Annotated in this window: 17 protein-coding genes; 7 read left to right on the forward strand and 10 right to left on the reverse strand. The window is 62.8% G+C overall.

Going from position 1 to position 17,013, the window contains the following annotated elements; all coding sequences use genetic code 11:
- Window positions 1-11: 11 nt before the first annotated feature.
- Window positions 12-587 carry a Uma2 family endonuclease gene (locus VGN72_16340; protein ID HEV7300938.1) on the forward strand — a complete coding sequence of 192 codons (576 nt, stop codon included), beginning with the start codon at window positions 12-14 and terminating at the stop codon, window positions 585-587.
- The gene (locus tag VGN72_16345) at window positions 587-1,822 is read left to right on the forward strand and encodes a hypothetical protein (protein ID HEV7300939.1); all 1,236 of its coding nucleotides are present in this window, start codon (window positions 587-589) and stop codon (window positions 1,820-1,822) included. Before VGN72_16340 ends, VGN72_16345 begins: the two co-directional genes overlap by 1 nt.
- 154 nt (window positions 1,823-1,976) lie before the next feature.
- On the opposite strand, the gene VGN72_16350 is transcribed toward VGN72_16345, so the two are convergent.
- Window positions 1,977-3,326: a glycosyl hydrolase family 28 protein gene (locus VGN72_16350; GenBank protein ID HEV7300940.1), complete on the reverse strand. Its 1,350-nt coding sequence runs from the start codon at window positions 3,324-3,326 to the stop codon at window positions 1,977-1,979.
- Between the two features lie 205 nt (window positions 3,327-3,531).
- On the opposite strand from VGN72_16350, the gene sugE reads away from it, so the two are divergent.
- A complete protein-coding gene (gene sugE / locus VGN72_16355) occupies window positions 3,532-3,843 on the forward strand; it encodes a quaternary ammonium compound efflux SMR transporter SugE (protein ID HEV7300941.1) in 312 nt (103 codons plus the stop codon).
- Window positions 3,844-3,866: 23 nt separating this feature from the next.
- Here sugE and VGN72_16360 read toward each other — a convergent pair whose 3' ends face one another.
- The 3 genes from VGN72_16360 to VGN72_16370 are packed head-to-tail and all read right to left on the reverse strand — an operon-like array spanning window position 3,867 to window position 5,195.
- The gene (locus tag VGN72_16360) at window positions 3,867-4,532 is read right to left on the reverse strand and encodes an ankyrin repeat domain-containing protein (protein HEV7300942.1); all 666 of its coding nucleotides are present in this window, start codon (window positions 4,530-4,532) and stop codon (window positions 3,867-3,869) included.
- Window positions 4,525-4,818: a hypothetical protein gene (locus tag VGN72_16365; GenBank protein HEV7300943.1), complete on the reverse strand. Its 294-nt coding sequence runs from the start codon at window positions 4,816-4,818 to the stop codon at window positions 4,525-4,527. The genes VGN72_16360 and VGN72_16365 overlap by 8 nt, the downstream gene beginning before the upstream one ends.
- Window positions 4,818-5,195: a hypothetical protein gene (locus tag VGN72_16370; GenBank protein HEV7300944.1), complete on the reverse strand. Its 378-nt coding sequence runs from the start codon at window positions 5,193-5,195 to the stop codon at window positions 4,818-4,820. Before VGN72_16370 ends, VGN72_16365 begins: the two co-directional genes overlap by 1 nt.
- A gap of 96 nt (window positions 5,196-5,291) precedes the next feature.
- On the opposite strand from VGN72_16370, the gene VGN72_16375 reads away from it, so the two are divergent.
- Entirely contained in the window at window positions 5,292-5,864 is a 573-nt protein-coding gene (locus VGN72_16375; protein ID HEV7300945.1) for a zf-TFIIB domain-containing protein, read from the forward strand.
- A gap of 754 nt (window positions 5,865-6,618) precedes the next feature.
- Entirely contained in the window at window positions 6,619-7,302 is a 684-nt protein-coding gene (locus tag VGN72_16380) for a hypothetical protein (protein ID HEV7300946.1), read from the forward strand.
- A 300-nt stretch (window positions 7,303-7,602) separates the two neighbouring features.
- Here VGN72_16380 and speA read toward each other — a convergent pair whose 3' ends face one another.
- The 6 genes from speA to VGN72_16410 form a co-directional block, all read right to left on the reverse strand.
- Complete coding sequence (gene speA / locus VGN72_16385; protein HEV7300947.1) at window positions 7,603-9,615, reverse strand: biosynthetic arginine decarboxylase; 2,013 nt, start codon at window positions 9,613-9,615, stop codon at window positions 7,603-7,605.
- A 279-nt stretch (window positions 9,616-9,894) separates the two neighbouring features.
- A complete protein-coding gene (locus tag VGN72_16390) occupies window positions 9,895-11,052 on the reverse strand; it encodes an agmatine deiminase family protein (GenBank protein HEV7300948.1) in 1,158 nt (385 codons plus the stop codon).
- Between the two features lie 12 nt (window positions 11,053-11,064).
- A complete protein-coding gene (locus VGN72_16395) occupies window positions 11,065-11,325 on the reverse strand; it encodes a hypothetical protein (GenBank protein ID HEV7300949.1) in 261 nt (86 codons plus the stop codon).
- 88 nt (window positions 11,326-11,413) lie between these two features.
- Window positions 11,414-11,704, reverse strand: coding sequence for a hypothetical protein (locus VGN72_16400; protein HEV7300950.1), 291 nt, complete (start codon window positions 11,702-11,704; stop codon window positions 11,414-11,416).
- Window positions 11,701-12,648 carry a carbon-nitrogen hydrolase gene (locus VGN72_16405; GenBank protein HEV7300951.1) on the reverse strand — a complete coding sequence of 316 codons (948 nt, stop codon included), beginning with the start codon at window positions 12,646-12,648 and terminating at the stop codon, window positions 11,701-11,703. Before VGN72_16405 ends, VGN72_16400 begins: the two co-directional genes overlap by 4 nt.
- Before the next feature lie 534 nt (window positions 12,649-13,182).
- Entirely contained in the window at window positions 13,183-14,142 is a 960-nt protein-coding gene (locus tag VGN72_16410; GenBank protein HEV7300952.1) for a hypothetical protein, read from the reverse strand.
- 562 nt (window positions 14,143-14,704) lie between these two features.
- On the opposite strand from VGN72_16410, the gene VGN72_16415 reads away from it, so the two are divergent.
- Entirely contained in the window at window positions 14,705-16,168 is a 1,464-nt protein-coding gene (locus VGN72_16415; protein ID HEV7300953.1) for a LutB/LldF family L-lactate oxidation iron-sulfur protein, read from the forward strand.
- Window positions 16,169-16,327: 159 nt separating this feature from the next.
- A complete protein-coding gene (locus VGN72_16420) occupies window positions 16,328-16,987 on the forward strand; it encodes an LUD domain-containing protein (GenBank protein HEV7300954.1) in 660 nt (219 codons plus the stop codon).
- The last annotated feature ends 26 nt before the right edge of the window (window positions 16,988-17,013 follow it).

Raw genomic sequence — 17,013 nt, forward strand, 5'->3', positions numbered from 1 at the left:
ATACTCAAGGCATGCTTACGGCGAACCTACCGTCGACGAAGCGTTTTTCGCTTACCGAGTACCACCGCCTCGTGGGGCTTGGTGCGTTTGATGGACAACGCGTCGAGTTGATCGACGGGGAGCTAATTGAGATGCCGCCGATTGGGGACGCGCACGCAATGGCGATCAGCTTGGGATTGGCGGCCCTTCAGCAGGCGTTTGGCTCCGGCTACCTCGTTCGCCCACAATTGCCCATCACGCTCGTGCCCGCATCCGAACCTGAACCGGATTTACTGGTGGTTCGAGGAACGCCTCGAGACTTTCCAAAACATCCGCGTGACGCGCTGCTGATTGTTGAAGTGAGCGATTCGACGCTGCATTACGATCAGACGCGAAAGATGTCGCTGTACGCCAAGGGTGGCATCCCCGAGTACTGGATCATCAATATTCCGGATGGCCAACTCGAAGTACATCGTGACCCGGTGGCGGATCGCGCGCGTCCGTTCGGCCGGCGTTATTCGACCGTCCTGACCTTTAAGCCCGGCCAATCGATCGCGCCGCTGGCGTTGCCGCGCAAGAAGATCGCTGTCGCTGACCTCCTTCCCTAATGGCTGGCACGCAAAAACTCCGCATCATCGTCGGTGGCATGGTTGGGCAGTTTCCGCTGGGCGGCGTTGCCTGGGACTACTTCCATTACGTCCTCGGCCTCGCCGAGCTGGGCCACGACGTCTACTACCACGAGGACACGTGGGTCTGGCCGTTCGATCCCGCAAAGCGCTACCCGACGGACGACCCGAACTACACCGTCAACTTCATCCGCGACTTCTTCAACACCTACGCACCGCACCTGAAGGACAAGTGGCACTACACGCTGCTGCACGAGACCAGCTTCGGCATGACGCGCGAGGCGTTCGACGAGGTCGCCAAGACCGCCGACGTGTTCCTCAACGTCAGCGGCGCCTGCTTCTTCCCGGACAACCTCAGCCCGCGCTGCGTGAAGGTGTTCATGGACACCGACCCCGGCTACAACCAGATCCGCCTCAGCGAGCGCTTCGCTTGGGAGGAACACGTCGACCGCTGGGTGGCGCAGGTCCGGGCGCACGATGTGCACCTGACGTACGCCGAGAACATTTACGCTGAAGACTGCGTCATGCCGCGCATGGACTTCGACTGGCGGCCGACGCGCTGCGTAGTCACGCTCGAACCGTGGCGGCAGTTCGTCGATCGCGCGCCCGCGGCCGACGCGCCGTTCACCACGGTGATGACGTGGGACTACTTCAAGGGTGCCGTCACGTACAAGGGCATCGAATACCTGACGAAGGTGAAGGAATACGACAAGTTCCACGACTTGCCGCGCCGCGTGCCGACCGTGCCGTTGGAACTGGCGATCACCGGCTACAAGTGCCCGACCGACGAGGTCCAGCGCGACGGCTGGCAGATGGCCGAGGCGTTCGCGCGCTCGCGCACGCCCGCGACGTACCTCCACTACATCGGCACCAGCGCCGGCGAGTGGTCGATCGCCAAGAACGTCTACGTCGACACGCGCAGTGGCTGGTTCAGCTGCCGCACCGCCTGCTACCTGGCCGCCGGCCGACCTGCGGTGGTGCAGGACACCGCCTGGAGCCGCTACGTCCCCAGTGGCGCCGGACTGTTCGCGTTCACCACGATGGACGAAGCCGTGGACGCCCTGCAACGCATCGCGAGCGACGCCGTGACGCAGCGCCAGCTAGCCTATGGCATCGCCCGCGACTACCTCGCGCCCGATAAGGTCCTGCCCCCCATGCTCGATGCCATCTTTGCCACCAGCGCCAAAGATGCCCCTCGGCCACCGTCACTGGGGTAGCGTGCCTCACCTTCATTCGCAACATCGTTTAGCCGCGAGCTTGCTCGCGGTGATTGCTAGGAAACATCGCGGGCAGGCCCGCGGCTAAACGGGTTCGCCAGAAGTGGGGGAAATGCACATCTCGTGACAGATACTGTTCCTCCGTCGCTCGCCCCTACTGGAACAGCTCTCGATCGGCGGTCATCTGCTCCACATGGTCCGCGAAGCAAAGTGGGCGCGCGTCCGTCTTGCGCAGGCGCACGAAGAGCGATCCCATCGCAAGCCGGTCGACGTGCCGCAGGTAGAGCGCAGCCGCCGGCACCGTGCCGAACATGAACACCTCCGGGTACGCGGCGGCGTTCTCCGGTACCGCGCCGATCTCCGCTGCCGTTTGCGACGAACCGCCGCGGGTTTCGATCTGCAGGTTCTGGATCTGCACGTCTTCGATGCGATGTCCCGGGATGCCCGAGATTACCGATGGATGCGTCGCGCCCGTGGCGACGATGTTCGACAGCACAATGCCGCGCATCTCGCCCGCCGACGTTCGCGCGCCGCTGCGCAGCCGTTCGCCAAGGCGCAGGAAGATCGGCGTGCGGGCGTTGGTCATGGTGATGTTGCTGCACGTCACGTTCCGCACGCTGCCGCCGTCCACCGTCTCCAAGGCAATCCCGCTGATGCACCGTTCGATCGGCCGCGCGTCGTTGGGGCTGTAGATCGCGCTGTTGCTGAAGCAGACGTTCTCCACGTCCTCCTCGGTCTCGGTGCCGATCTTGAACGCGTTGCAGCCGCTGTGCAGGCGGCAGTTGGTCACCGTTACATTGCGGATCGGCGTGCAGGTGCCGAACAGGTTCGTCGTCTTCAGCACGATCGCGTCGTCGCCGGTCTCAATCGTGCAGTCGGCGATCAGCACGTCGGACGAACCGTCGATGTCGATGCCGTCGGTGTTCGGGCCGTAAATCGGGTTCAGGATATCGATGCCGCGGATCTTCACGTCGCGGCAACCGACCACGTGGCACGTCCAGCTGACCGCGCCGGTCAGGTGCACGTCTCGCACCTGCACGTGCCGGCAGCGCAGGAAGGCCACCAGCCGGTTGGGCTTGGACAGCTCGCGCATGTGCTCGTACCAGAACTGGATGACGCCCACCTCGTCCACGTCCGCCCGGCTCGAGCGCGGCGCATCCAGCTTGCGCCAATAGCGCGATCCCTGCCCGTCGATCGTCCCGCCCCCGGTAATGGCCACGTCGACCGCGTCGCGCGCGAAGACCAGCGCCGTCATCCGCTGATGTTGCGGGTCGATCGCCCGGTAACTGTCGCCGTTGAAGATCCCGCGCAGCGTCGCGCCGCGTTCGAGGTGCAGTTCCACGCGATCCTTCAGCTGCACGGTCCCAATCATGTAAACGCCCGGCGGCACGACGACGCGCCCACCACCCGCCGCCGCGCACGCGTCGATCGCCGCCTGCACCGCGATTGTGTCTTCCGTCTCCCCATCGCCCGCTGCGCGGTATGCCGTAATGCTGTAATCCACGTTCGTCCTCCACCCCTTCGCGACGCCCCCTTTGCCAGAAGATCATTCTAGCGATTTCGTGATGCTAACGTCGCTTCGGAGGTGCGATGAATTGACCCCGCCAGCCATCGTCGCCTAAGATCTCCACGCGCGGAGACGACTCCGCGTTCCCCTTGGAAATTCCGATAGGGACGACCCTGTCACTTTGCAAAAAGGAGACAGCGTCATGGCGTGGTTCATTCTCATCCTCGCGGGCCTGCTCGAGATCGGCTGGGCCGTCGGCCTGAAACACACGCACGGCTTCACCCGCCCGCTGCCGACCCTGCTCACCGCCATCGCGATGCTGCTCAGCCTCGGCCTGCTCGGCCTGGCCCTCCGGCATCTGCCGGTCGGCACCGCCTACGCCATCTGGACCGGCATCGGCACCGTCGGCACCGCGCTCCTAGGCATGCTCCTCCTCGGCGACCCCACCAGCCCGCTGCGCCTCGCCTGCATCGGGCTCATCCTGCTGGGCATCGTGGGATTGAAGATGGCTTAATGGTGCTGGCGCCGGTGCTCGGATCACGGCTCGGGAAGAATGCTGCGCAACAGATGTCCGTACCGCAAGGCTAGAATCAGCGGCCCAAAGACAATTCCAAGCACGAACGCAATCGCCGCGGTGTAGGCCACGACGTGCCGGATGTCCACCGGTCGCCGCGGCTTTTGCTCCAAGGGCCGTTCGGGTGTCTCGTAGGCGATGGGCTGAAGCGGCATCGCGCGGACCGTCTCGCCAGATAGCATCAGCTCGATCGGCGCGGCCGCGACGCGCAGCAACGCTTCTGCGACGGGATTGGCGAGCTGCCGTGCGAACTCCAGTGGAGACGGGCCCATCGCCGTATCGGCCGTCGGGGAGGCGCCGTGCCGCAACAGCAAATCGATCATGTCTCCCGACCGTGCCTGTTCAAGTTGCGAGGCCGCATCTGACGACACCTCGATCGCGTGCAACAGCGGCGTGAACCAACCGTCGCGCGTCGTCTGTTCCACGTCCGCCCCCAGCTGAAGCAGCAGTTCCACCGTCTGCAATTGATTGTTCTCGATCGCCGCGTGCAGCGCGTTCAGCCCGCCATCGGAATAGGCCCGCAGGTCTGCGCCCTCCTCCACCAGCCGCGCGACCGCTGCGACATCACCTTTGAAAGCCGTCTGCACGAGGTCGTGCGTCTTGCGGTGCGCTTCGTGATGCTCAGCCATGCGGAGTACCTTCGACCGACCTGCCCACCGACGGGCCCGCCTGGCGCGGCGCGGCCGTCATATACGCCGCGTCGCGATTGGAAAAAATCTCTTGCCGGCTCGTCAGAAGAAGAATGCCGCCCAGCAGGCTCCACACGCAGAGCGCTATATTCACGATGCCAATAGCGACGAACATGCCGCCCACGATCCAACGCGCGCAACGGCCATCGCCCCAGAGGACCAGCGGCGGCTCGACAGGATCGCGCGGCCCCGCGTAGGGCAGCACACGGCGGAGTTCATCTGACATCAATCCTCCGATTCATCGCGGGGCGCCCGCGTCCCAGCGTCCACCGAAGCGAATCCTGCTCGATCCGCATCGACGGCGGAACTCTCCGGCGCCGGCTTGGGTTGCAGCACGGCGAACCCGCGCGGCTCGCCCCCAGTGCGCCGGGCGCCGGGCAACTGCCCGCGAAGGCCGAACGTGAAGAGAACTGGAAACGAGACGGCCCACGTCGCGAGGCAGACGATGGCGAACATCGCGCCCAGCACCGACCCGACTGGCCCATCGTTGGGCGTCAACGTCACGAAGTTTGCCCCAACAACTGCCGCCATGGCCCAAAGCGTCAGCGTGCACGCAAACATCCACCCCAGCATCACGGCCAAACGTTGGACCAACGGCGGCATGGCAGAATCGTACCCGCAACCGTCCCATTACACCGTACGCCGCCGGCCCTTGAATCACGAAGACAAGCCCAGGTCGCCCGTGGTAAACTTCCTCCCATGCAATGTCCCGCCTGCAAGACCGGCGTTTTGGAAGCCACCGAACTCGCCGCCGGCACTGCGGCCGCGCAGAACCTGTCCGCCCGCCAGTGCAGCCACTGCCATGGCCATTGGATCGACGGCGAGATCTACCTGGCGTGGGTCGAACGGCAGGGGGCCAACCTGCCCAAAAAGCAGCCCGACGACGTCACCGAACCGCCGCAATCCAGCGAGTCGACCAAGGCCAAGCTCTGCCCCAACTGCGGCCGGTTCCTCATCAAGGCGAAGGTCGGCCACGGCACGCGCTTCACCCTCGAACGCTGCGGCGGCTGCGGCGGCATCTGGTTCGACGCCAACGAATGGCAAGCCCTCGCCGACCGCAACCTGCACGACGACGTCCACTTCATCTTCAGCAGCACCTGGCAAGCCGACGTCCTCCGCCAGGACCGCCAGGCCCAGTACGAGAAGCTGATGATCTCCAAACTCGGCCCCGCCGACTGGCAGGAGATCCAACGCATCAAGTCCTGGCTCGACGCGCACCCCAACCGCCCGGAACTTTATGCGGTGCTGATGGAAGGGGCGGGGGAGAAGTAGGGCTGGATCGTGGCACCCGGCCAGAGTTATGTAGGGCGGGATGAAGATCCGTCGGGTGGTGGCCCGTTGGCGAGTGGCGCAATCGGATCGGAATCCCGCCGCTGCCGTCGACGGTGCGCGTTCGCGGCGGGATTGCGATCCCGGTCCGCCGCTGCGCGACCTCGAATTTCAAGGCGGGATCTCCATCCCGCCCTACGGGCGATGGGGCGGCGCCCGCTCGTCTGCGTCGTGCGACGCTTTCTGTGTTGAAGCGAAGCGAGTTGTTCCGTCGCAATGCATGCTGTTCTGAGGCAGAGCAGTCTGCTTTGCGTTGGGGCAGTTTGTTTCGGTGTGAGACGGTTTGTTTCGTTCTGACGCAGATTGTTTTGGGGTAGGACAATCTGTTTCGCTGCGACGCAGTTTGTTTTGCTGCGGAACAATCTGTTTTGTCGCGAAGCAATTTGTTTTGTGGCGAAACAATCTGCTTCGTTGCGGGGCAATTTGCCGTGAAACAGTTTGTTTCGTCGCGCAGCAGATTGTTTTGTCGCGAAACAATTTGTTTTGCCCGCGCACCAAACGCTGTGGGGCCCGGCAGGGGCGCGGCGGGCGATTCTATCGGACGGGGGGAAGAGGGAACCGCGCTTTGGTGCGACTGTGCGGATTTTGCCTGAAGCGCGGGGGTGGGAGTGACGATTTGTGAAGTAGCACCAGCAAATGCGGCGCACGGCGGGATGGCCCGCGGCGCGGCGAGGTCGGCTGACGCGAAGGAGCAACCATGGAGCGAGTACCACCGGTAACGGATCAGCTGCTGCCCGACTGGGCGCGGAACGTCAGCGAGAAGCTGGCGCTGGCGACGGTTGACTGGGGCGTGGCTGAGCCGCTGCGGGCGGAGTTCATTCTTAGGCAGGCGGAGTACAGCGCGGCGATCGCGGCGACGGCGGATCCGTCGACGATGGGGCCGCTGGCCACTGGTCGGAAGAACGAGGCCAAGCGGGCGCTTTTACACGTCGCGACGCTCGTTGTTGCGATGGTGAGGTCGCAAGTCGGCTTGGCCGAACCGCAACGGTACGAGATCGGAATCCGGGATCGCAAGTCGCCGACGCGGCGCGGGCGGCCGACGATCGTGCCTCGCCTACGCGTGCTAAGCGTGGACGGGCGCACGGTGACGCTGGGCATTCGGAAGGAAGGGACGCGCGAGGAGGTGGCCAACGCTGACAGCTGCATGATCTTCATTCACATGGGCGAACAGCCGCCGCAGGAACTGTCGGAGTTCACGTTCGCGGCCAGCGCCAGCCGGGCGACGGTGGACGTTACGTTCCCAGCCGATGCGCAGAGCTTCGCGACGGTGTGGTTGGTGGGGTTCTTCGTCTCGGGCCGTAAGGAGAACGGCCCGGCGTGCGAGCCGATCTCGACGAACTTGGGGAAGATATGGGCAGGGCCGCGGGCCGTGGCGGCGTGAGGGAAGGGTGGCAGGAAGACAAAAGATAGGAGAGAGACAGACAAGAATGTCCGTCCCACCACTCAGACAAGGACAGAGGAGAGACACCGGCAGGAATGCCTGTGCCACAGAAGAGAGAAGAATTCGGGGGGAGAGGCAGACAGGGGGAGAGACAGGCAGGAATGCCTGTCCTACAGAAGAAAGATCTCGAAGACACGAATAGAAGCGAGCGCACTAATGACACGAAGCGATTCCCGGCTAGCGGAAATCGCTTCGTGTCGTTGTGTCTTCGTGGTTGATTCTAATTCAACCCGCCGGCGGCTACTCGAGGTACGTGTAGCCCTCTAAACCGTTCTCGTAGAACTTCAGCAGGACGCGGCTTTCGTCGAAGCTGAGCTTTTGGTCGCGGAGGGCTTTTTCGACGGTCTTGCGCATCGTGCGCATCAGGTCGTCGGCGGAGAACTGGACGTATTGGAGGACCTCGCGGACGGTGTCGCCTTCGATGACCTCGTCGATGGAATAGCCGTTGTCGTCAACCGTGACGTGGACGGCGTTCGTGTCGCCGAGCAGGTTGTGGAGGTCGCCGAGGATCTCCTGGTAGGCACCGACGAGGAAGGCGGCCAAGCAGTAGTCCTCGCCCTTGTAGCCGTGCAGCTCAAGCGTGCTCTTCACCTGCCGGCGATCGATGAAGCGGTCGACCTTGCCGTCGGAATCGCAGGTGATGTCGGCCAAAATCCCGCGGCAGTCGGGCTCTTCCTTTAACCGGTGGATCGGCATGATCGGGAAGAGCTGGTCGATCGCCCAGCTGTCGGGCATCGATTGGAAGATCGAGAAGTTGCAGAAGTAGGTGTCCGACAGCATGGCTTCGAGATTCTGGAACTCGTCGGGCACGTACTCCATCTTGCGGATGATTTTCAGGACTTTGGCGCAGATGCCGAAGTAGAGCTTTTCGCCGAGGGCGCGGTCTTCCAGGTTGCAGTAGCCCAGGCTGAAGAGGTTCAGCACGGCGTCGCGGGAAACGTGGGCATCGTGGTAGTACTCCATGTAGTTCTGGTCGTTCACGCCTAGGAACGTGTCGAACAGATTGGTGACCGGGGCGGGCAGGGTGGCGCGCTGGTCGGGTTCGAGGCCTTTGGGGAGTTGGAAGCGGGCGAAGCCGCTCCAGCCGATGACGTTGAAGACGAGCACGCTGTGGTAGGCGACCATCGCACGGCCGCTCTCGCTGATAATCGTGGGATGGGCGACGCCGGTGCGGTCGCAGACTTCCTTCACGTGGAAGACGACGTCGTTGGCGTATTCCTGCAGGCCGTAGTTGATGCTGGAGCCGAAGTCGGTCTTGGAGCCGTCGTAGTCGACGCCGAGGCCACCGCCCACGTCGACGTACTGCAGGCCGGCGCCGAGGCGTTGCAGTTCGGTGTAGACGCGCGACAGCTCGATGATGGCGCCCTTGATGTTGCGGATGTTGTTGATCTGGCTGCCGAGGTGGAAGTGCAGCAGATTCAGGCAGTCGCCCATGCCGTTGTTGCGGAGGAATTCGAGGGCTTCCACGACTTCGGAGATGAAGAGGCCGAACTTCGAGCGCACGCCGCCTGATTGTTCCCACCGGCCACTGCCGCGGGCGGCCAGCTTCACGCGCACGCCGATGCTGGGCTTCACGTTGTGCTGCTTGGCGTACTTGACGATCAGCTCGAGCTCGCTGAACTTTTCGACGACCGGGATGACGTTACGGCCAATCTTCGTGGCGAGAATGACGGCTTCGATGAATTCGTCGTCCTTGAAGCCGTTGCAGACGATCGGCGTGTCGTTGTTGTCAACGATCGCCATGACGGCGAGCAGTTCGGGCTTGCTGCCGGCTTCGAGGCCGAAGCCGAATTCCTTGCCGAAGTGGTGGATCTCTTCCACCACGTGCCGCTGCTGGTTCACCTTGATCGGGTAGACGCAGCGATAGCGGCCCTTGTAGTCGTGGTCGCGGATGGCGTTCTGGAACGCCCCGTGCAGGCGTTGCACACGGTGCTCGAGAATGTCGGTGAAGCGGATGAGGCAGGGCAGCTGGATGTCGCGCTCGCGCAGCTCATCGACGAGCTTTTTCAGGTCGACGTTCTGCTGCGGGTCCTGGCGCGGGTGGACGGCGACGTGGCCGTCGTCGTTGATGCTGAAGTAACCCTGGCCCCAGTTGGCGATGCCGTAGGTCTTGGCAGAGTCGGCGATGGTCCAGGCGCGCGTTGTGGCACTGTTGCCGTTGCTTGCACCCAAGGCAGGCGGGTTTACAGGGCTGGCCGGCGGGGCGGTCAGCAGATCCTTGTCGCGGCCCGGGGTCTCGGTCGTCAATTCCATGTGCTCGTGTTCCTCTGCCTCGTGTCAGGCTCCATCGCGTTGCGCGTGCGGCGTACGTCCCGCACCGGCGTTACCAGACGTAATGGTATCCAAAGTGCGGGGAAGTCAAATGACCTAAATGGTAAATTTACGAACGAATGCGAGGGTTGAGTGCGGACCTCGGAAAGACGGCCCACGAATCAGCACGAATGAACACGAACTGGGAATGCCATTCCACGCCTTCTCTTATTCGTGAATTTTCGTGCCTTTTCGTGGGCCAATTCTGCGATCGGCCGACGTTTACACCTTCGGCTGCTGCTGCGTAAGGCAGTGAATGGCACCCAAGCCCCAGATGAGTTCCGTGCAGTCGATGCCGATCACCTTATGCTTGGGCAGGTGGTCTTGCAGGATCGACAGGGCCTTCTTGTCGTTCTTCCTGTCGCGGAAGGTGGGCACCAGTAGCGCGCCGTTGATGAACAAAAAGTTGACGTACGTCGCCGGCAGGCGTTGGCCGTCGTGGACGACGGGCTTGGGCATCGGGATCTGGATGATCTCGAATGGCCGGCCATCCTGGTCGCGCAACTTGTCGACCTGCTTGCGCACGGACTTCAGCACGCGGTGGTTGTCGTCTTTCGTGTCGGGCTCGACGCCCATGACGAGCTTCGTGGGGCTGAGGAAGCGGGCGAGGTCGTCGATGTGGCCGTCGGTGTCGTCCCCTTCGATGCCGCCGGTAAGCCAGGCCACGTGGGATTGGCCGTAGTAGTCTTTCAGGTACTGTTCGACTTGCTGCTTGGAGAGGTCGGGGTTGCGGTTCTTGTTGAGCAGGCAATCGGTGGTGGTGAGGACCGTGCCGGCCCCGTTGAAGTCGACGGAGCCGCCTTCCATGATGACGAGGTTCGACGGCATCTCGTCTTTCGTACCACGGGCGGCCCGCCCGTGTTTTTCTGTGGAAGGAGAGGACACGGGCGAGCCGCCCGTGGTACGGGTGGGATAGAAGACCGGCAGGCCGAATTCCTTCGCGATCCGCGTCGGCACGGCATCGTCATCATCGTACGGCGGATACTTGCCGCCCCAGGCGTTGAAGCCCCAGTCGACGATCGCCACCTTCTTCTTCGCCCGGTTCACGACAAACGCCGGCCCGTGGTCGCGGCACCAGCTTTCGTTCGTCTTGATGGGATGGAAGAAGACGTTCTTCGTCGGGCAGCCGAACTCCTTCAGATCCCGGCGGACGATGTGCTCCCAGTTCTCGTTCGGCACGTTGATGCGCACGGCCTGACGGCTCTGGATCTCGCACATGATGCGCGCCAGGTTCTCCGGGATCGTGTGGTACTTCCCAGGAAACGAAATCCCCTCCGGCCGCGGCCATGAAAACCATGTGGCGGATTGCGGCTCCCATTCGGCGGGGAAGGTGTAACCGAGGGCGGCGGGGGTTTGGTTGAGAACTTTGAGTTTTGCCATCGATCGTGAAACCTATGCTCGCTTACGCTTGGCCGATGTTCGTCCGCCGAGTTCCAACTGCTCGATACGCTCGATATTCTGGTACGCGACCAGGTCGTATCCGTCGGCTCTTGGGCTTCCAAGGACGGGGTTACGCAGCACGAGAAGCGCGTTCTTCAACGTGTGAGCAGCCGTTGCCCCCAGCACGTCGAGCGTCTTGCCGCTGACGAGGTGCAACCGAAACGGCGTGAACGGCTCGCGTTGAAGTTCGTCTGTGAGCTCTGCTTCAGTCATGGATCTCCTTTACCCGCCAATATACCGCTTCGCGATTCCCTCGTACGCATCAATCCGCCGATCCCATCTGAACGGCCGGTGATGCTGCTTACTCGGTTTCCTCGCCCTTCGGCTGGACCACGAAGGCGTTTCCTTCAACGCGTTTGCCTCGCCGGAGCAGGTCGCGATGTGGCCACAGTCCGATCAACGCGATGCAGCCAATCGAGGAGAATAGTGCAAACACTGCCGCTGCCTTTCGCCAAGCTTCCATGGCTGATGCCTGACGTTGAAACACGTCGGCCGCGAAAACCAGGCCCCAAAGCACCCAGCCGATAAGCCAGAAACAGCAGACCGCAACAACGACCTTGTCGATGAACAGCAGTCGACGCTCGTGCATCATACGGCCGAGTCCACGAACCGCTTCGTGATGTTCCCGTACGCATCGATCCGCCGATCGCGCAGGAAGGGCCAGTGCGTGCGGCTGAACTCGACGCGGTCCAGATCCAGCGGCTGAACGATCACCTCTTCTTGGTCCACTGACGCCTTCTGCACGATCTGCCCATCCGGGCCGCTGATGAACGATTGGCCCCAGAAGAGGATGCCGTCCTCGCTGGCGGGTTTGCCGTCGGCGTCGTGGACGTGTTCGAGGCCGATGCGGTTGGGCGAGCAGACGTAGCAGCCGTTGGCCACGCCGTGGCTGCGCTGGATCAGCTCCCAGCTTTCGTGCTGGGCGGTGCCGTACAACTCGCGCTCCTTCGGGTGCCAGCCGATGGCGGTGGGGTAGAACAGGATTTCGGCGCCTTGCAACGCGGTCAGGCGGGCGCCCTCGGGGTACCACTGGTCCCAGCAGATCAGCACGCCGATCTTGCCGTAGGTGGTGTCCCAGGCGCGGAAGCCGGTGTCGCCGGGCGTGAAGTAGAACTTCTCGTAGTACAGCGGATCATCTGGAATGTGCATCTTGCGGTAGATGCCCTTGATGCTGCCGTCGGTCTCGATGACGACTGCCGTGTTGTGGTACAGGCCCGCGGCGCGCTTCTCGAACAGGCTGGCGATGATGACGATCTTGTGCTTCTTCGCCAGCTTGCCGAACAGTTCCGTGCTGGGGCCGGGGATGGTCTCGGCCAGCTTGAAGAAGCGGTGGTCTTCCAGCTGGCAGAAGTACTTCGCGCGGAACAGCTCCTGCGTGCAGACGATCTGCGCGCCCTGCTGGGCCGCCTTCTCGATCAGGCGGGCCTGGTTCTTCAGGTTGGCGTTGACGTCCTCACCGACGGCCATCTGGGTGATGCCGACGTTGACGATGCGCTTGTTCTTGTCGCCGCGGGGGAGTGTTGGTTTCTTTGCCATAGCGTAATAATAGACGAAATTCGTGGCGTGATGTTCGTCACAATCTCCTACCCGCACAAGTCCCGCCCTGACCCCGCACGCCCCACAGGCATGTCCTCATTTCCGCTTCCACCCGCCGACCCCGTCCGAGAAAATTAACGCATTTGCACTCGCCGCCCCGTTCGCGAGCCGCATCGCCTGCTTGTGCTTCCGCGTGCACAAGGTTTCGCGCTCCGAAAACAAGGTTCCGTGCTCCGAACACAAGGTTTCGCGCTTCGAACAACAGGTTATGCGCTCCGACAAACAGGTGTCGCGCTTCGTGCACAAGGTTTCGCGCCTCGTGCACAAGGTTTTGGACTCCGTGCACAAGGTTTCGCGCTCCAAACACAAGGTTTCGCGCTTCGTGCACAAGGTTTCGCACCTCGTGCACATGTGCACGGCTGCCCTGCACCTGTTCGCGATGACGGGATACAGGTACGCAGGCCGTCACTTAGGAGCCGCGAGGCTTATCTTGCTCAATCTTCCATCCTCGCTGTCCCCCGCATGCCCGGCGGTTCAGTTCGGCCGCCAGACCAAGCCCACGCGGAAGTAGCCCGCGTCGGTTGGCTTGTAGACCGTGTCGGAGTCGCGGTTGTCGAAGCCGGTGCTGAACTCCTGCCCGTAGGCATAGCCCGCGGCGACGGTGATGCCGATCCACTTGTACTTGCTTGGGCTGATGATCAGGCCCGCCTCGGCGCGGCGCTGCTCGAACAGCAGGCGGTCGTTGCCGGGCAGCTCGTCGAGACGAAAGGCACGGCTGATGTTGCTGGCCGAGCCGTAGGCGATCACCTGGTCGGTCAAGTCGTATTCGATGCGACCGGCGAGCTCTCCAATCGACGCGGTCGCCTCCAACCGCAGCCGCTCGATCGGGCGCCAGCGCACCGTGCTGAACGGGAAGCCCAGCACGAGTTCTAGCTCGTCGTCGATCACCTTCGTGTACGCGATGGCGGGCAGCGGCACGTCGGGGTAGACGGTGCGGTTGCCGTCGTAGCTGAGCGCGACGAGGATCGAGTCCTTGTTGCCGAATTCCTTGCCGACGATGCCGGTCAGCTTTCCGTAATAACCACCGCGATGATCGCCCAACTCGCCACCCGAATACCCGGCGCCAATGCTGCCGGCGACGTACCAGCCGTTCTCGTACTGGTAGATGGGGGTCGCGAAGCCGATCGAGAGGTCGGTAAGGGTTGCGGGCACTTCATCGTTGTCGGTGTCGACGTTCAGGCGGAACAGCTCGAACCCCAGCGCGGGGTTCACCGGGTACTTGTCGGTCAGCCGCATTCGGCCGGCGGCCTCGTACTGGTTCAGGCGGAACGATTCATCGGTCCCCTTGATGTGCTCGCGGTTGAACCGCGTGGCCGTCAGCGTCAGCTCGAAATCCTTCGTCTCCGGAAAGGGCAAGAGCAACGGACCGGGATCGGTCTGGGCGCGAAGGGTGGAGGTGGTGACGATTGATGCAAGGCTGAGGGCAAGCGTCACAACATTCCGTTGCGCGCGACGCGAGAAGCTGAAGATCATGGGGGCAGAGAGTGACGCGAGGCGGGCAATCGTGCAAGCGGACAAAACTTTCGGTACGTACGTAGCTTTGGCAACCTATGGGCGCATCGTCATCCTGAGGTACGCCGAAGGATCTCCCCCCGTATTCGCATCGGAGAGGAAGAGAACCTTCGGAGTACCTCAGAGGGCGTTAACGAACGCGGTCGCGGCTGCTCCGGCCGTGGCATGGGCGTCTCGCCCATGCGTGTCGTGAAGCCTGAAGACTCGATTTTGAGCCTGCGGCGGGGTCAGCGCAATCGCCAGCAAATGGCATTTCCCGTTCCAGTCCACAGGCATGGGCGAGACGCCCATGCCACGTGAAAGGCGGACGCGAGCGTGTTCGTTCGCACCGCCTCAGGATGACGATGAGCACGTAGCGGGTGCGCAATGTGGATCGCGTCGATCACACTTGTCCGTCTTTCAAATATATGATCGACTTCAATCATAAAAGTTGATCGGTGTATTCGTGGTGGTATACTCTCTCACCCGCTGGCGAAAAGGATGTATGGCGACGCTTCCCACGCTGCAAAACGATCCCGCGACCAAGGCGTTCCTGCAGGAGGCTGCGGGCGCGAAGTTCGACTTCAACTCCGTCAGCGTGAAGGCCGCCGGTGACGAGAAGCTGCGCCTCGCCAGTGGCGGGGCGGTCACGCGCCAGGATGCGGGCAGGCGGCTCGGCATGCTTGCGCTCCCCGACCCTGACGGTATCCGCCAGCTCGCCGGTGACATCAAGCAGCACACGCTGGACTACCTCGACTACTACCTCGAGCAGCTGGCCACCAACGTCGAAAAGAACGGCGGGCACGTTCACTTCGCTGCCAACGGCGACGAGGCAAAACGCATCATCCTCGACATCGCCACCAAGGCGAACGTCACCCGCTGTATTAAGAGCAAGTCGATGGTGAGCGAAGAGATCGACCTCGCCCACGCGCTCGAACTTGCGGGCTTGGACGTCGTCGAAACCGACCTCGGCGAGTTCATCGTGCAGATCGGGCACGACAAGCCGAGCCACCTCGTGCAGCCGATCGTGCACAAGGATCGCCAGAGCATCGCGCGGCTGTTCGCCGACTACTTCAACACGCCGTACAACGACGACCCGCAGGCGCTCTGCCAGCAGGCCCGGCTGTACCTGCGCGATAAGTTTCGCGTCTCCGACTTCGGCATGACCGGCGGCAACTTCCTCGTCGCCGAGACCGGACACGTGGTGGGCGTGGAGAACGAGGGCAACCAACGGCAGAGCATCACCTCGCCCCGCGTGATGGTGGCGCTGGTGGGCATCGAAAAGGTCATCCCCCGGCTGACCGACCTGGCCGTCATGCTGAAGCTGTTGGCACGCAGTGCGACCGGGCAGCCGATCACGATCTACACCAACATCTACGGCGGACCCAAGGACGCCGGTGAAAAGGACGGCCCCGAAGAGTTCCACCTCGTGCTGATGGACAACGGGCGCACGGAGATCCTCGCCAGCGAAGAATATCGCGAGACGCTGCGCTGCATCCGCTGCGGCGCCTGCCTGAACGCCTGCCCGATCTACCGCAGCATTGGTGGGCACGCGTACGGCAGCGTCTACCCTGGGCCGATCGGGGCGCTCATTACGCCGCTCATGCAGGGGCTGAGCGAGTTCAAGGACTTGCCGCAGGCCAGCAGTTTGTGCGGGGCGTGTTACGAAGCTTGCCCGGTGAAGATCAACATTCCCAAGCACTTGATCAACCTGCGGCGCGACATCACCACGCGCAAGATGAACGGCCGGATCGAACGCTTCGTCTACCGCGCCTGGGCCAAGAGCTTGAAGTCGCCGTTGCTGTACAAGATCAACACGACGCTGCAGAAATGGGTGCTGCGCGCCCAGGCCGACGACCATGGTGGATGGGTGACCAAACTCCCCAACCCCGCCAGCGGCTGGACCAACATTCGCGACATGCCCCAACCGGCGGCGCGGACATTCCATGAAATGTGGAAGGACAGATAGCAGTGCCTCCGGTCCCTCTCCCGGTACTCCGGGAGAGGCTAGGTGAGGGTGCCTTCGTTCTTACTGGAGTCGTCAGCAGTTCGAAATCACCCTCACCTAGCCTCTCCCATGAGTACATGGGAGAGGGACCGGATCGACCACCCACAAACGAGATCGAGCATGAACGACGCCTCCGGAGTCCTCGACAAAGTCCGCCGCAGCCTGGGCCGTGAAGCGCCGCTGACGAAGCTGCCGGTGCCACCACCGGAGTTGCCTGAGCCGCTGGTGCGTCTGGTTCATACCGACTTTGGCCTGCCGGAGCTGTTCGCCAAGCGGGCGGCCGAGCTGAAGATGTTGGTCGAGTCGTGTTACGTCGAAGAGTTGGCGCCGAAGATGGCCGAGTTTCTGAAGGCGAACGGGTGCCAGAAGATCGGCATGAGCGTATCAAAACTGCTGACCGCCATCGGCCTGCCGCAGGCGCTGCGGGATGCGGGGCTGGACGTGAAGACGTGGGACGAACTGACGCTTGACTCTGCGTACGAGCTGGACGCCGCCGTCACGGATGTCACCTACGCCGTCGCGGAGACGGGCTCATTGGTCATCCGCACGAACGCCAACCATGGCCGCAGTTTGTCGCTGGTGCCGAAGTTCCACATCGCGGTGCTGGAACCGAAGAATTTCGTGCCCGATTTGCTCGATCTGATGGAAAAGATGACGGTCGACGGCGTCGGTTCGCACGTCACCCTCATCAGCGGCCCCAGCAAGACCGCCGACATCGAGATGAACGTTGTCACCGGTGTGCATGGGCCAAACGTCGTAAAGGCGTTTCTGCTGTCTTGACGTGCCGTTCGAGCGGTCAGCTGTCA

The sequence above is a fragment of the Tepidisphaeraceae bacterium genome, from assembly GCA_035998445.1.
Classification (GTDB): domain Bacteria; phylum Planctomycetota; class Phycisphaerae; order Tepidisphaerales; family Tepidisphaeraceae; genus DASYHQ01.